The organism is Streptomyces sp. SID8352, from assembly GCF_009862265.1.
GTDB lineage: Bacteria > Actinomycetota > Actinomycetes > Streptomycetales > Streptomycetaceae > Streptomyces.
In genome coordinates, this window is the sequence record NZ_WWGX01000081.1 from 42,025 (window position 1) to 57,007 (window position 14,983).

Below are 14,983 nucleotides of genomic sequence, written 5' to 3' on the forward strand. Positions count from 1 at the left end.
AAGGAGACATGGACGTGACGACGGACGCGGACGGCCCCTGGCTGGTGGCCGGACTCGGCAACCCGGGACCGGACTACGCGATGAACCGGCACAACGTCGGCTTCATGGTGGCGGACCTGCTGGCCGAGCGGATCGGGGCCCGGTTCAAGCGGCACGGCAAGGCACAGGCCCAGGTGGTGGAGGGGCGGATCGGTCCGCCCGGACCCGCCGGACGCCGGGTGGTCCTGGCCAAGCCGATGTCGTACATGAACCTGTCGGGCGGCCCGGTGAACGCGCTGCGGGACTTCTACAAGGTCCCGGTGGCGCGCATCGTGGCGGTCCACGACGAACTGGACATCGACTACGGGGTGCTGCGGCTGAAGCTGGGCGGCGGCGACAACGGGCACAACGGGCTGAAGTCGATGACGAAGGCGATGGGCCCGGAGTACCACCGGGTCCGGTTCGGCATCGGCCGCCCGCCGGGGCGGATGCAGGTGGCCGACTTCGTCCTGAAGGACTTCGCGGCGGCCGAGCGCAAGGAGCTGGACTACTTCGTCGACCGGGCGGCCGACGCGGTGGAGTGCCTGGTGACCGAGGGACTGGAGCGGGCGCAGAGCGCCTACAACTCCTGACGGCCGCGTTCCGGTCGCCCCGCGCGTACGACTCCTGACGGTGCGTTCCGGTCGCCCCGCGCGGGTTGACCGGGCGTGGGGGCATGGCCAATGATCCCGGCCATGCCCCCGCCCTCCCCGTCCGCCGCCGTCCCCCGTCCCCGCCGGGCGGCGCACCGCACCCGCCGGGCCGCGCCGCGCCGGGCGGTCCGGGTCTCGCGGGCCGCGCTGCGGTTCGGCCGGGTCGCGTCGATGGCGGTGGTCACGGCGTTGATCCTGGTCGCCGGGGTGTGGGCGTCGTGGGGGACGGCGCAGCACGTGATGCTGACCAAGGGCCGCGAGCACGGCACCGTGGAGGTGGCCCGGTGCGTCGACGGCGTGTGCAGCGGCCGCTACACGCCCGCGTCGGCGGGCTCGCGGGAGCGGTCGGCCGTGGTCATCGAGGACTCGGTGGCGGTGGCGCCGGACCGGACGTACTCGGTCGTCGTCAAGCCGGGCAGCGACCAGGTGGTCCGCTCGGGCCCGGCCGGGGTGCTCCACGCCTGGGCGCCGCTGGGCGGGGCGCTGCTGCTGGCGTCGGTGGTGGTGGCGGGCGGCCTGCGCCGCACCCGCGCGGCCCAGGTGCTGGCCGGAGCCGGGGCGCTCCTGCTGACGGCGGCCTTCCTGGCGCTCTGAGTCCCGCACCGCACGCGGCACGGCGGTGCCCCCGCGCCCACCCGGAGCACGGGGGCACCGCCTGTGCGGGGCGGGCCGGTCAGCCGGTGTTGCGCAGACCGGCGGCGACGCCGTTGACGGTGAGCAGCAGGGCCCGGGCGAGCAGCGGGTCGGCCTCCTCGCCGGCCGCGGCGGCCTCCCGCTGGCGGCCGAGCAGGGCGACCTGGAGGTAGGAGATCGGGTCGAGGTAGGCGTCGCGGATGGTGAAGGTCTGGCGCAGGACGGGATCGGCGTCCAGCAGTTCCGTCTCGCCGGTGACCCGCAGGACCTCGGCGACGGTCAGCTCGTGCTCGGTCCTGATGGCGTCGAAGACGTGCTTCAGCTCGTCCGGCACCAGGGTGTCGACGTAGTGCTGGGCGATCCGCAGGTCCGTCTTGGCCAGCGTCATCTCGACGTTGGAGATGAAGTTGCGGAAGAAGTGCCACTGCTGGTGCATCTCGTCGAGGACGGTGTCCAGACCGGCCTCGCGCAGTGCCTTCAGGCCGGAGCCGACGCCGTACCAGCCGGGCACGATCTGCCGGGACTGGGTCCAGCCGAACACCCACGGGATGGCGCGCAGTCCGTCGAGGCCCGCGTCGGAGTCGGGGCGGCGGGACGGGCGGGAGCCGAGGTGCAGGTTGCCGAGCTGGTCGACGGGGGTGGAGGCGAAGAAGTACGCCGGCAGGTCGGGGTCCTCCACCAGCTTGCGGTAGGAGGAGTGGGCCGCGTCGGAGACGAGGTCCATGGCGGCGTCCCAGCGGGCCAGCGCCTCACCGGACTGGCGGGGCGCGGTGTGCAGGGCGGAGGCCTGGAGGGTGGCCGCGACGGTCAGTTCCAGGTTCTCCCGGGCCAGCGCCGGGATGAGGTACTTGTCGGAGATGACCTCGCCCTGCTCGGTGACCTTGATCTCGCCCTCCAGGGTGCCCCAGGGCTGGGCGAGGATCGCGTCGTGGGTGGGGCCGCCGCCGCGGCCGACGGTGCCGCCGCGGCCGTGGAAGAGGCGCAGCCGCACGCCGTAGCGGTGGGCCACGTCGCGCAGCCGGCGCTGGGCGCGGTGGATCTCCCACTGGGAGGTGGTGATGCCGCCGAACTTGGAGGAGTCGGAGTAGCCGAGCATGACCTCCTGGACGTCGCCGCGCAGCGCGACCAGGCGCCGGTAGGACGGGTCCGAGAGGAGGTCCTCCAGGATGGTGTCGGCGGCCTTCAGCTCGTCGGTGGTCTCCAGCAGCGGCACGATGCCGATCTTCGCCCAGCCGGCGTGCAGGTCGACCAGGCCGGCCTCGCGGGCGAGGACGGCGGCGGCGAACACGTCGTCGGCGCCCTGGCACATGGAGATGATGTAGGACTCGATGACCTCGGGGCCGAAGACCTCCAGGGCCCGGCGCACGGTCTGGAAGACGCCGAGGGTCTTCTCCGCGGCGGCGTCCACCGGGGCCGGGGTGGGGGCCAGCGGCCGGCGGGAGCGCAGCTCCTTGGCGAGCAGCTTGGCCCGGTACTCGCGGGGCATGTCGGCGTAGCGCCAGGACTCCTCGCCGAGCCGGTCGAAGAGCTGGCCGAGGGCGTGGTGGTGGGCGTCGGCGTGCTCGCGGACGTCCATGGTGGCGAGCTGGAGGCCGAAGGCGGCCAGGGTGCGGATGGTGCGGGCCAGGCGGCCGTCGGCGAAGAGCCCGCCGCGGTGCTCGCGCAGCGAGGTCTGCACGATGCGCAGGTCGGCGAGGAGCTCGCCGGTGCCGAGGTAGTCCCGGCCGTCCTCGTGGGGGGTGCCCTTGGCGAGGCGCTGCTTGGTGTTCTCCAGCTTCTGGCGCACACAGGTGGCCTTGAGCCGGTAGGGCTCCTCGGCGTTGAGCCGCTTGTAGCGGGGGCTGATCTCCGGGAGGTTCTCCAGGTCGGCGCCGAGGGAGTCGAGGAGTTCCCCGGTGGCCCCGGCGTAGCGGATGGAGTTGGAGAGGAAGCCGCGCAGCTCGTCGATCATCTCCAGGGCGTCGTTGATGCCGTGCTCGTGCTGGAGGATCAGGACGTCCCAGGTGACCTGGGGGGTGACGTTGGGGTTGCCGTCGCGGTCGCCGCCGATCCAGGTGCCGAAGGTCAGCGGCCGGGTGTCGTCGGGGAGCCGGACACCGGCGCGCTCCAGTTCGGCGGTGAGGTCCTCCAGGACGTCGCCGACTGCGCCCGCGTGCAGCTCGTCCAGGTAGTAGATGGCGTTGCGGGCCTCGTCGGCGGGCTCGGGGCGCACCACGCGCAGCTCGTCGGTCTGCCAGACGAGGTCGATGTTCTCCGCGAGGCGGATGTCCTGGCGGCGCCGGTCCGACTCGATGACCGGGGTGTCGAGCAGGGCGGCGATCCGGCGCAGCTTGTTGAGGACGGAGCGGCGGGCGGCCTCCGTGGGGTGCGCGGTGAAGACCGGCCGCACGTTCAGGTTGCGGACGGTCTCGCGCAGGTGCTCGGGATCGGCGTCCTTGAGCCGGTCGGCCGTACGGGCCAGCAGCCCGCCCTCGGCCGCGCGGCGGGCGCGCAGTTCGCGGCCGCGGTGCACCTGCTCGGTGACGTTGGCGAGGTGGAAGTACGTGGAGAAGGCGCGGACCAGCTTGGCCGCGGTCTCCAGCTCGGTGCCGCGCAGCAGCTCGGCGGCTGCCTCGCCGTCCTCGCGGGTGAGGCGGCGCACCTTCTCGACGAGTTCCAGCAGCTCGGGGCCCTCCTGACGGACCAGGGTCTCTCCGAGGAGATCGCCCAGCCGTCGGATGTCGGCGCGCAGTTCGCTGCTGGCCGTCGTGGTGGTCTGGTCGTCGGCACTGCTCACAGGTGCGGCTCCTTGCAGTGGTGAAGCTCGTCTGGGAGGGGACCCGGACGGCGTCTCGCGCGGCGGGCACCGCATACGGGGCGGGACGTCCGGGAAGTATTCAGAGCGGACCGCGCTGTCCGACCGGTCTCCAGGATAGGTGTCGGCCGGGACGCGCAGGCTCTGGGGCTCTTGCCGCGGGGGGGCGCGCTGCCATACTTACGTCGCCGTAGGTTACGGACCCGTAGGAAAGTGCGGGCGGCTCCGCGACCCGGCACCGCCCCAGACCCTCGACCCCCCAGGGGACACGCATGACCTCCAGTTCCGACGTGGTTCCGGACGCCCCACAGGCACCGGACGCCTCCACACCCTCCGCGACCCTGGGGGGTGAGCGGAAGCGGTCGATCGAACAGATCACGCTGCTGCTGTTCATCATCGTCCCGTTCCTGGCACTGGCGGCTGCGGTGCCGCTGGCCTGGGGATGGGGCGTGAGCTGGCTGGACCTCGGCCTGCTCGTGTTCTTCTACTACCTGGGCTGCCACGGCATCACGATCGGCTACCACCGCTACTTCACCCACGGCTCCTTCAAGGCGAAGCGCCCGCTGAGGATCGCGCTGGCCATCGCGGGCTCGATGGCCGTCGAGGGTCCGCTGGTCCGCTGGGTCGCCGACCACCGCAAGCACCACAAGTTCTCCGACGCCGAGGGCGACCCGCACTCCCCCTGGCGGTACGGCGAGACGGTGCCGGCCCTGATCAAGGGCCTGTGGTGGGCGCACATCGCCTGGATGTTCGACGAGGAGCAGACCCCGCAGGAGAAGTACGCGCCCGATCTGATCAAGGACCCGGCGCTGCGCCGGATCTCCCGCCAGTTCGTCCTCTGGACGGCGGTCTCGCTGGCGCTGCCCGCCGTGATCGGCGGTCTGGTCACGATGTCCTGGTGGGGTGCCTTCACCGGCTTCTTCTGGGGTTCACTCGTCCGGGTGGCGTTGCTGCACCACGTGACCTGGTCGATCAACTCGATCTGCCACGCCGTCGGCAAGCGCCCGTTCAAGTCGCGCGACCGCTCGGGCAACGTGTGGTGGCTGGCGGTGCTCTCCTGCGGCGAGTCCTGGCACAACCTCCACCACGCCGACCCGACCTCGGCGCGGCACGGGGTGATGCGCGGGCAGGTGGACTCCTCGGCGCGGCTGATCCGCTGGTTCGAGGCGTTCGGCTGGGCGTACGACGTGCGCTGGCCGTCACGCTCGCGTATCGATTCCCGCCGCAGGACGGAGGAAGACGGCGCCCGCCGCCGGAAGGAAACCGTCGAGGCGGCATGATGGGCGCTGTGGCGACCGACTCCAGCACCCCGAGCAATGAGAAGCCGCGGCGTGCGCGCCGCACCCGGATGACCGGTGCGGAGCGTCGCCAGCAGTTGCTGGAGATCGGTCGGACCCTCTTCGCCGCCAAGGGCTTCGAGGGCACCTCGGTGGAGGAGATCGCGGCCCGCGCCGGGGTCTCCAAGCCGGTGGTGTACGAGCACTTCGGCGGCAAGGAGGGGCTGTACGCGGTGGTGGTGGACCGCGAGATGCGCCGGCTGCTGGACATGGTGACCGGCTCGCTGACGGCGGGGCACCCCCGGGAGCTGTGCGAGCAGGCGGCGTTCGCGCTGCTGGACTACATCGAGGAGTACACGGACGGCTTCCGCATCCTCGTCCGGGACTCGCCCATCCCCCAGTCGACGGGGAGCTTCGCCTCGCTGATCTCCGACATCGCCACCCAGGTGGAGGACATCCTCGGTCGCGAGTTCAAGAACCGCGGCTTCGACGCCAAGCTCGCCCCGCTGTACGCCCAGGCGCTGGTCGGCATGGTCGCGCTGACCGGGCAGTGGTGGCTGGACGTGCGCCGCCCGAAGAAGGCGGAGGTGGCGGCGCATCTGGTGAACCTGGCCTGGCACGGCCTGGACGGGCTGGAGCCCCGGCCCCGCCTGATCGGCCACCGCAAGGCGTAGCCGGTGCCGTGCCGGTTCCGGGCCGGGCGCGGCACCGGCGCGGCGCCCGTCCGGCCGCTCGGGCGGGCACCCGGCCCGGTGCCTCCGGCGCCCGCTCACGGGTGGGTGCTCCCGGCGCCCGTGCCCGGTGCGTGCCTCCCGGCCGGGTCCGTGCCGGCCGGGGTTCCTCCCCGGGCCCGGCCCGGTCCTCCGGCCCGCCGTGGGAGGATCGGCCGACATGGCGCCTCCGGCGTCGGTGGTGGTCGCCTCCCCCTCGGTCCCGCCCGCGTTATCTCCATGTCAAGATAATTGACTTCAAGAGACTTCACATCGACACAACCACTACACTGATCGTCATGGAGGACGAGGTCGATCGACTGGTCGCAGCGTGGCGCCGGGAGCGCCCGGACCTCGACGTGGAACCGCTTGAGGTGCTCAGCCGGGTCAGCCGGCTCGCCCGGCACCTCGACCGCGCACGCCGGCTGGCCTTCTCGGAACACCACCTGGAACCGTGGGAGTTCGACGTCCTGACCGCGCTGCGACGCGCGGGCAGCCCGTACCAGCTCTCCCCCGGCCAGCTCCTCACCCAGACCCTGGTCACCTCGGGCACGATGACCAACCGCATCGACCGCCTGACCAAGAAGGGCCTGGTGGAGCGGCTGCCCGACCCGAGCGACCGGCGGGGCGTGCTGGTCCGGCTCACCGACGAGGGCCGGGACCGGGCCGACCAGTCCCTGGCCGGGCTGCTGGTCCAGGAGCGGGCGATCCTCGGGGAGCTGTCCCACGCCCAGCGGGCCGAACTGGCGGCGCTGCTACGGCAGTTGACGGCACCTTTCGACAACGTCCCGGGCTGAGGGCCGCTCCGGGGTCCCGGTGGACCGGGGCCGGTGGTGCGGCACCGGACGCGGGGCGCCGCGGGGCGGAGCCGCGCGGGATGCCGCCGGGCGGCGGCGGATCGCGGCGGGACGGCGGCTGCCGCCGGGCGGCGGTACGCCCGGGTCCGGGCGCGTCCGGCCCGCATCCGGGGGTTCCGGGATTCCGTCGTTCGGGGGTCCGGAAGTCCGGAGGTCCGGAGATCCGGCGACACCGTGGAACGCCCCGGCCGTCGCCGCGCGCACGCCCGGGGAGGCCGGGCATCGCCGAGCGGCCACCGGACCGAGCCCGGCGCCCGGACACCTCCGGGACGGCCCCGCGCCCCTCTCCGGTACGGACGCCGCCGCTCCGGTCAGGCGCTGCCGCCGCCCTGGGCCCGGCTCCAGACGACGGGCTCCAGCTCGGCGGGCCCGATCCCGGCGCGCCTGGCCAGGGCCACCGCCGCCAGGGTGGAGTGGACGCCCAGCTTGCCCAGGACGTTCTGCATATGGGTGCGCACGGTGTGCGGGGACAGGAACAGCCGCTCGGCGACGGCCTTGCGGCCCAGCCCCGCGACCATGCAGCGCAGCACCTCCCGCTCCCTCGGCGTGAGCGACTCCACCAGCCGCTCGCTCTCGGTGCGGTGCCTGCGGGCGGCGGTCAGCTCCCGCAGCACTCCGGTGAGCAGGGCGGGCGGCAGGTGCGTCTCGTCGCGCAGCACCCCCCGGATGACGCCCAGCAGCCGCGACAGGGAGCAGTCCTTGGCCACCCAGCCGCAGGCGCCGGCCCCCAGCGCGAGAGCGGCCCGGCGCGGGTCGTCCCGCTCCGCGAGCACCACGATCCGCACCGCGGGATGGGCCGCCCGGATGCCCGCGACCAGCGATATCCCGTCGACCAGCCCCTCCTCCTGCCCCTCGCGCACCGGCACCGCGGGGCGGGCGCCGGGCGCCCGGCCGCCGAGGTCGGCGTCGACGAGCGCCACGTCGAAGCGCCGCCCCTCGGCGGCCCCCCGGTCCAGACAGCGCAGCCCCGCGGGCCCGCTGCCCGCGGCGGAGACCTCCACGTCGGGTTCGGCGGCCAGCGCGGCGGCCAGCGACTCGGCGAAGATGCGGTGGTCGTCGACGACCAGGACTCGGACACGCACCACGGAACCCCCCTCCCCCAGGCTCCCGAGGAGCAGGGGACAGTCATCGTCGGAAGACGGCACCGGCAGGGTGACGACGCCCGGAACCCCTCGTTCATCCGCGCGCCCCGGCACCTGGGGAGCGGGGCGGTCGCCGGCCCGGCGCGGTCGCCGCCGTGCAGTAGCCGCTGTCCCGCCCCGGGCGCCGTACCCGGCCGTCCCGCCCCTGATCGGCACCGGCCCCCACCGATGCTGTTCATCAGAGTACGGACGGCCGCCGGATGCGGAAGGCGGTTTGCGGAACTGACAGTCCCGGGCGTTTATCGTGAGCCGCATGTTTCGTCTGGTGACAGAAGTGGACAAGGCGCGGCGCGACGAACTGCGCGTCCGGCTGCGGAACGCCAACACCGCGGCCTCCCCGGTGCTGCGTGCCCTGCGCGGCACCCCGCAGGAGCGCGAACACCCGCTGCACATCTGGGCGTTGGGGGAAACCGGAGCTCTGGCGGGCGGGCTGGTCGGCCACACCTGGGCGTCCTGGCTGCACGTCACCTACCTGTGGGTGGACGACCGCCACCGGGGCACCGGTCTGGGCACCGCGCTGCTGGCGGAGGCGGAGCGGGCGGCCCGCGAGGACCGGGGGTGCGCCGCGGCCCGGGTCGAGACCTGGGACTTCCAGGCGCCGGACTTCTACCGGGGGCGGGGCTACGACGTGGTGAGCGTGATCCCCGACTACCCTCCGGGCATCACGGAGTACACCCTGACCAAGCGCCTGGGCTGACCCCCGGTCGCCCACCCGCGCACCCACCGGGCGCGACCCCCGCCCGGCACCCCGCCGTCGCACCGCCGCACGGCGCCACGGGGCACCCCGCCCGCCCGTGCCCCGCTCACCCGGCACCCGGCCGTGCCCCTCTCACCCGACGCCCGGGGCACTCCGCCCCCGCGTCCCGGTCGCGCGCCCCGCCCGTCCGGAGCCGCCCGGAACCCCGGACCGACCCGGAGCCGCCCGGAACCCCGGACCGACCCGGAGCCGCCCGGAACCCCGGACCGACCCGGACCCACCCGGAACCCCCGGACCCACGCGGACCGCCCGTTACGCCACCCGACGCGCCCCCGCCGACGGTAGCGCCCCGAAGACGCGGGGCGCGCGGAACCCGGCCCCGGCGAACGCCTCCCGGACCGCCCCGGCGACGCCCTCCGCCGCGTCCTCCGGGGCCAGCACGACCGCCGAGCCGCCGAAGCCGCCGCCGGTCATCCGGGCGCCCAGGGCACCGGCGGCCAGCGCCGTGTCCACCACGAGGTCCAGCTCCGGGCAGGACACCCCGAAGTCGTCCCGGAGGGACGCGTGCCCCTCGGTCAGCACCGGCCCCACCGCCCGGAGGTCACCCGACTCCAGCAGCTCCGCCGCCCGCTCCACCCTCCGGTTCTCGGTGACCACGTGCCGGACCAGGCGGCGCACCTCCGGCTCGCCGTCCAGCCGCTCCAGCGCGGCGTCCAGCTCCCCGTACCGGACGTCCCGCAGCGCGGCCGCGCCGAGCAGGGCCGCGCCCCGCTCGCACCCGGCCCGCCGCCTGCCGTACTCACCGGCGCTGTGCGCGTGCGCGACCCGGGTGTCGACGACGAGGACGCGCAGCCCCCCGGCGGCCGGGTCGAACGGGATCTGCCGCCGGGAGAGGTCGCGGGTGTCGAGGAACAGGGCGTGCCCGGCCTCGCAGCAGGCGGCGGCCGTCTGGTCCATGATCCCGACGGGGGCGCCGACGTAGGCGTTCTCCGCGCGGCGGCACAGCCGGGCCAGCACGGTGCCGGTCAGGCCCAGGCCGAACAGGTCGTTCAGGGCGAGGGCGGTCACGACCTCCAGCGCCGCCGACGAGGACAGCCCCGCGCCCGGCGGCACCGCCGACGCCAGATGGACGTCGGCGCCGGTGATCCGGTGACCCGCCTCGCGCAGCGCCCACACCACGCCCGCCGGGTACGCCGTCCAGGCCCGGTCCTCCCCCGGCGCCAGGGCGGCCACCCGCAGCACGACGGGATCGCCGCCGGCCTCCGCCGAGTGCAGCCGCAGCACCCCGTCGTCACGGGGCGAGACGGCCGCGAGCACGCTCTGCGGCAGGGCGAAGGGCATCACGAAGCCGTCGTTGTAGTCGGTGTGCTCCCCGATGAGATTGACCCGGCCGGGCGCCGCCCACACGCCCCGGGGCCCCGCCCCGTACAGCTCCCGGAACCGCTCGGCGACGCCCGCGCTCACCGCGCGGCCCCCTGCCCGGCCGACACGTCCCCCGCGCCGTCCCCGCCCGCCGCGCGCTCCGTCCCGCGGCCCTCCCCGCCCTCCGCCGCGCGCTCCGCCTCGCGGCGCCGCGCGAACTCCCACGCGTCGGCGACGATGTCCTCCAGACCGGTGCGGGAGGGGCGCCAGCCGAGCCGCTCCCGGGCGGCGCGGGCGGACGCCACCAGGACCGCCGGGTCCCCGGCCCGGCGCGGCGCCGCCACCTCGGGGACCGGACGGCCCGTCACCCGGCGCACCGTCCGCACCACCTCGCGGACCGAGAAGCCGCTGCCGTTGCCCAGATTGCAGACGAGGTGCTCGCCGGGGACGACGGCGTCGAGGGCCAGCAGATGGGCCTCGGCCAGGTCGGCGACGTGGATGTAGTCGCGGACGCAGGTGCCGTCCGGCGTCGGGTAGTCGTCGCCGTGGACGGAGAGGGCCTCGCGCCGCCCCTGGGCCACCTGGAGCACCAGCGGGATCAGATGGGACTCGGGGTCGTGCCGCTCCCCGTGCGCGCCGTACGCCCCGGCGACGTTGAAGTACCGCAGGGAGACCGCGCCGAGCCCGTGGGCCGCCGCCTCACCGCGGATCATGTGGTCGACGGCGAGCTTGGAGGCGCCGTACGGGTTGGTGGGCGCGGTCGGCGCGTCCTCCGCGACGGGGACCACCGCCGGTTCGCCGTAGACGGCGGCCGTGGAGGAGAAGACGAGCCGCCGCACGCCCGCCCCGCGCATCGCCGCCAGCAGCGCCATGGTGCCGCCGACGTTGTTCTCCCAGTACTTCTCCGGCTTCGCCACCGACTCCGCGACCTGCGAAAAGGCGGCGAAGTGCAGCACACCGTCGAAGGACGGGCCGAGCCACCGGGCGGCGTCGCGGACGTCGCCCTCGATGAACGCGGCACCCTCCGGCACGCCCTCGCGGAAGCCCGTGGAGAGGTTGTCGAGGACGACGACCTCGTGCCCGGCCTCCAGCAGGTGCCGGGCGACGACCCCGCCGACATAGCCCGCGCCGCCCGTCACCAGATATGTGCCGCTCATGAACCCGCTACCTCCCGCAGTCGCCCGGCCGCGCGTTCGGGCGGCACGTCGTTGACGAAGACGTCCATGCCGGACTCCGAACCCGCGAGGAACTTCAGCTTGCCGGATGTCCGCCGGATGGTGAAAAGCTCCAGGTGCAGCGCGAAGTCCTCGCGCGTCACCCCGCCCGCCTCCGCCAGCGGGCCCCGGGGCGCCTGGTGCCAGGCGGAGACGTACGGGGTCGGGGGCTCGTCCGGGCCGAAGATCCGGTCGAAGCGTCGCAGCAGGTCCAGGTAGACGCGGGGGAACTCGGCGCGCGCCGCCTCGTCCAGCGCCGTCAGGTCGGGCACCCGGCGCCTCGGGTACAGGTGGACCTCGTACGGCCAGTGCGCGGCGCGGGGCACGAAGGCCGCCCAGTGCTCACCCTCCAGGACGACCCGTTCGTCCGCCAGTTCCCCGGCCAGGACGGCGTCGAAGAGGTTCTCCCCGGTGGCCCCGCGGTGCGCGGCGACCGAGCGCAGCATGCGGGCGGTGCGCGGGGTGACGAAGGGGTAGCCGTAGATCTGGCCGTGCGGATGGCCCAGGGTGACGCCGATCTCGGCGCCCCGGTTCTCGAAGCAGAACACCTGCTCCACGCGGGGCAGCCGGGACAGCTCCGCGGTGCGGTCCGTCCAGACGTCGAGCACCAGCCGGGCCCGCTCCTGGGTCAGCGTGGCGAACGAGGCGTCGTGGTCCGGGGTGAAGCAGACCACCTCGCAGCGGCCGGAGTCGCCGGCCAGCGAGGGGAAGCGGTTCTCGAAGACGGCCACGTCGTACGAGGAGTCCGGGATCTCGCTCGGCCGCCCGTCCCGCGAGGGGCACAGCGGGCAGGAGTCGGCCGGCGGATGGTAGGTGCGGCCCTGGCGGTGGGAGGCGACGGCGACCGCGTCCCCGAGCAGCGGGTCCCGGCGGATCTCCGAGGCGGTGACGGTGGGCTCCAGCGGCCGCAGGTCCACGGCGTCCCGCACGACGGCGTCGTCCAGGTCGTAGTAGACCAGCTCACGGCCGTCGGCCAGCCGGGTCGAGGTCTTCCTCACCGACGCGCTCCTCCGCCCCCGGGAGGCACGCCGTCACCGCGCACCCCCAACGCCACAACAGAATCAAACATTACACGGCACAACCCACCACGCCCGGACTCCCGTTCTTCACCGAAGAACTCCGTCGGGGTGCGTTCCGGCGGCGCCCACGCGGCGTAGGTTCCGCTCAGACCGGTCCACGCAACGAAGCGAGGCGTATGCACACCCCCACACCGCTGGCCGCCGGACTCCGCCTCCCCACCAACTGGCTCGACTACACGATCCTGGGCATCTACTTCGCCGTCGTCCTCGGCATCGGCCTGGCCGCCCGCCGCTCGGTCCGCACCAGCCTGGACTTCTTCCTCTCCGGCCGCTCCCTGCCCGCCTGGGTGACCGGGCTCGCCTTCATCGCGGCCAACCTGGGGGCCACCGAGATCCTCGGCATGGCCGCCAACAGCGCCCAGTACGGCGTGTACACCACGCACTGGTACTGGATCGGCGCGATCCCGGCGATGGTCTTCCTCGGCCTGGTGATGATGCCGTTCTACTACGGCTCCAAGGTCCGCTCGGTCCCCGAGTTCCTGCTGCTCCGCTTCGACCGGGCGGCGCACCTGCTCAGCTCGGTCCTGTTCGCCCTCGCGGCGGTCCTGATCGCCGGCGTCAACCTCTACGCCCTCGCCATCGTCGTCGAGGCGCTCCTCGGCTGGCCCGAATGGGTCGCCATCGTCGTCGCGGGCTTCTTCGTCCTCGCCTACATCACCCTGGGCGGGCTCTCCTCCGCCATCTACAACGAGGTCCTCCAGTTCTTCGTGATCCTGGCGGCCCTGGTCCCGATCGCCTTCCTCGGCCTCAGGAGGGCCGGCGGCTGGGACGGCCTCTCCGACAGCCTCACCCGCGGCCACGGCCCCGACTTCATGACAGCCTGGGGCGGCACCGGCATCGGCAGCCCCAACCCGCTCGGCGCCAACTGGCTGACCATCGTGCTCGGCCTCGGCTTCGTCCTGTCCTTCGGCTACTGGACGACGAACTTCGCCGAGGTGCAGCGGGCGCTGTCCGCGAAGAACCTCTCCGCCGCCCGGCGCACCCCGCTGATCGCCGCGTTCCCGAAGATCTTCATCGTCTTCCTGGTGATGATCCCGGGACTGGTCGCCGCCGCCCTGGTCCCCGCGATCGGCACCCCCGGCTCGGACCTCCAGTACAACGACGCCATCCCCTACCTGATGCGGGAGCTGCTGCCCAACGGCGTCCTGGGGATCGCCGTGACCGGACTGCTCGCGGCGTTCATGGCGGGCATGGCGGCGAACATCTCGTCCTTCAACACCGTGCTCACCACGGACATCTGGGCGAAGTACGCGGTCCGGGGCCGCGAGGACGCCTACTACGTCCGCTTCGGCCGCCTGATCACCGCGGCGGGCGTCCTCGCCTCCATCGGCACGGCGTTCCTCGCGTCGTCCTTCTCGAACATCATGGCCTACCTCCAGGCCCTGTTCTCCTTCTTCAACGTGCCGATGTTCGTGGTCTTCGTCATCGGCATGTTCTGGCCGCGCGCCTCCGTGAAGTCCGGCTTCTGGGGCCTGCTCGCGGGCACCACGGCGGCGATGGTCAACTACTTCGTCCTCTACCGGCAGGGCGTCGTCGCGATCCCCACCGACCAGGGCGCCAACTTCGTCTCCGCCATCGCCGGGTTCGTGGCGGGCGGGGTCGTCATGGTCGCCGTCTCCCTCTTCACGGCGCCCCGGCCCGCCGCCGAACTCCAGGGCCTGGTCCACGGCACCCGCTCCCCCGGCACGCCCGAACCGCCGGCCGAGGGCGACGACGCCTGGTACCGCCGCCCGGCGCTGCTGGGCTGGGGCGCGGTGCTCCTGGCCGCGGCCTGCTACCTCCCGTTCTCGCTCTGACCGGCACGGAAGGAGAGACATGTCCGAGCACGACATCCAGCGCGAGGTCTCCGAACTGGAGAGCAGATCCACGACGGCCGCGCGCCTCTTCGACATCCGCCGCATCATCGGCGGGCTCTTCGTGGTCTACGGCGTCATCGTGACGACCGCGGGCATCCTGGCGTCCGACGAGGACATCGCCAAGGCGCAGGGCGTCAACATCAACCTGTGGACGGGCCTGGCGATGCTCCTGCTCGGCCTCTTCTTCCTGACCTGGCTGAAACTGAGCCCCNCCCCNCCCCCACCCCCGACGGACCCCGCCCAGTAACACCCGAGCCCCGCACACGACGGAACCCGGAGGAGAAGGAGGAACAACCCCGCACCCGCCCACGGCGGCAAGCGACGGAGAAGGACGGGCGCGGGGCCCCACACCCACCCACGGCGAGAAGCCGACCGAGAAGGCCGGGCGAGGTGCCGGCACCCGCCCACGGCGGCAAGGGACGGAGAAGGATGGGCGTGGGACCCCACACCCGCGCACGGCGAGAAGCCGACCGAGAAGGCCGGGCGAGGTGCCCGCACCCGCGTACGGCGGCAAGGGGACGGGGCGGGGGTGGCCGCCCGCAGAGGTTGGCGCGTCAACAGAGTGCGCCCCCTAATCNCCCCATTCCGCGCCGTTCCGAGGACGACCACCCCCGCCCCGGCCCCAACCCCAAAACACCAAAGGCGCAACAAACACCCCCACCCACCAAAAGATGCGCCGCAGGCACAACCA

The 14,983-nt window shown here is 73.7% G+C and carries 13 protein-coding genes; 8 read left to right on the plus strand and 5 right to left on the minus strand.

Translation table 11 applies throughout. From position 1 onward, the window contains the following. Nucleotides 1–8 precede the first annotated feature (8 nt). Nucleotides 9–611, plus strand: coding sequence for an aminoacyl-tRNA hydrolase (gene pth, locus GTY84_RS24530; RefSeq protein ID WP_161228565.1), 603 nt, complete (start codon nucleotides 9–11; stop codon nucleotides 609–611). 90 nt (nucleotides 612–701) lie between these two features. Then, complete coding sequence (locus GTY84_RS24535) at nucleotides 702–1,265, plus strand: hypothetical protein (RefSeq protein WP_202551693.1); 564 nt, start codon at nucleotides 702–704, stop codon at nucleotides 1,263–1,265. Between the two features lie 79 nt (nucleotides 1,266–1,344). On the opposite strand, the gene ppc is transcribed toward GTY84_RS24535, so the two are convergent. After that, nucleotides 1,345–4,080, minus strand: a complete 2,736-nt coding sequence (gene ppc, locus GTY84_RS24540) for a phosphoenolpyruvate carboxylase (RefSeq protein ID WP_161228566.1) — start codon at nucleotides 4,078–4,080, stop codon at nucleotides 1,345–1,347. Nucleotides 4,081–4,370: 290 nt separating this feature from the next. Between ppc and GTY84_RS24545 the strand changes: the two genes are divergently transcribed. The 3 genes from GTY84_RS24545 (at nucleotide 4,371) to tamR (ending at nucleotide 6,882) form a co-directional block, all read left to right on the plus strand. Next, nucleotides 4,371–5,378, plus strand: a complete 1,008-nt coding sequence (locus tag GTY84_RS24545; protein ID WP_161228567.1) for a fatty acid desaturase — start codon at nucleotides 4,371–4,373, stop codon at nucleotides 5,376–5,378. Then, on the plus strand, nucleotides 5,375–6,049 hold the full coding sequence (locus tag GTY84_RS24550) for a TetR/AcrR family transcriptional regulator (RefSeq protein ID WP_161228568.1): 675 nt from the start codon (nucleotides 5,375–5,377) through the stop codon (nucleotides 6,047–6,049). The genes GTY84_RS24545 and GTY84_RS24550 overlap by 4 nt, the downstream gene beginning before the upstream one ends. A gap of 335 nt (nucleotides 6,050–6,384) precedes the next feature. Next, complete coding sequence (gene tamR / locus GTY84_RS24555) at nucleotides 6,385–6,882, plus strand: MarR family transcriptional regulator TamR (RefSeq protein WP_161228569.1); 498 nt, start codon at nucleotides 6,385–6,387, stop codon at nucleotides 6,880–6,882. 371 nt (nucleotides 6,883–7,253) lie between these two features. Here tamR and GTY84_RS24560 read toward each other — a convergent pair whose 3' ends face one another. Next, nucleotides 7,254–8,027 (minus strand): response regulator transcription factor, encoded by a 774-nt coding sequence (locus GTY84_RS24560; protein ID WP_161228570.1) that lies wholly within the window; start codon nucleotides 8,025–8,027, stop codon nucleotides 7,254–7,256. 298 nt (nucleotides 8,028–8,325) lie between these two features. Here GTY84_RS24560 and GTY84_RS24565 point away from each other — a divergent pair, with 298 nt between their 5' ends. After that, nucleotides 8,326–8,781, plus strand: a complete 456-nt coding sequence (locus GTY84_RS24565) for a GNAT family N-acetyltransferase (protein ID WP_161228578.1) — start codon at nucleotides 8,326–8,328, stop codon at nucleotides 8,779–8,781. Between the two features lie 312 nt (nucleotides 8,782–9,093). Here GTY84_RS24565 and galK read toward each other — a convergent pair whose 3' ends face one another. From galK to galT, 3 genes are read right to left on the minus strand one after another with little or no spacing between them, the layout of a single operon-like run. Then, nucleotides 9,094–10,245 (minus strand): galactokinase, encoded by a 1,152-nt coding sequence (gene galK / locus GTY84_RS24570; protein ID WP_161228571.1) that lies wholly within the window; start codon nucleotides 10,243–10,245, stop codon nucleotides 9,094–9,096. Next, the gene (gene galE / locus GTY84_RS24575) at nucleotides 10,242–11,300 is read right to left on the minus strand and encodes a UDP-glucose 4-epimerase GalE (RefSeq protein WP_161228572.1); all 1,059 of its coding nucleotides are present in this window, start codon (nucleotides 11,298–11,300) and stop codon (nucleotides 10,242–10,244) included. The genes galK and galE overlap by 4 nt, the downstream gene beginning before the upstream one ends. Next, on the minus strand, nucleotides 11,297–12,355 hold the full coding sequence (gene galT / locus GTY84_RS24580) for a galactose-1-phosphate uridylyltransferase (RefSeq protein ID WP_161228573.1): 1,059 nt from the start codon (nucleotides 12,353–12,355) through the stop codon (nucleotides 11,297–11,299). The genes galE and galT overlap by 4 nt, the downstream gene beginning before the upstream one ends. A 197-nt stretch (nucleotides 12,356–12,552) precedes the next feature. On the opposite strand from galT, the gene GTY84_RS24585 reads away from it, so the two are divergent. After that, a complete protein-coding gene (locus tag GTY84_RS24585; protein ID WP_161228574.1) occupies nucleotides 12,553–14,232 on the plus strand; it encodes a sodium:solute symporter family protein in 1,680 nt (559 codons plus the stop codon). Between the two features lie 19 nt (nucleotides 14,233–14,251). After that, on the plus strand, nucleotides 14,252–14,539 hold the full coding sequence (locus tag GTY84_RS24590; RefSeq protein WP_161228575.1) for a hypothetical protein: 288 nt from the start codon (nucleotides 14,252–14,254) through the stop codon (nucleotides 14,537–14,539). Nucleotides 14,540–14,983: the final 444 nt, after the last annotated feature.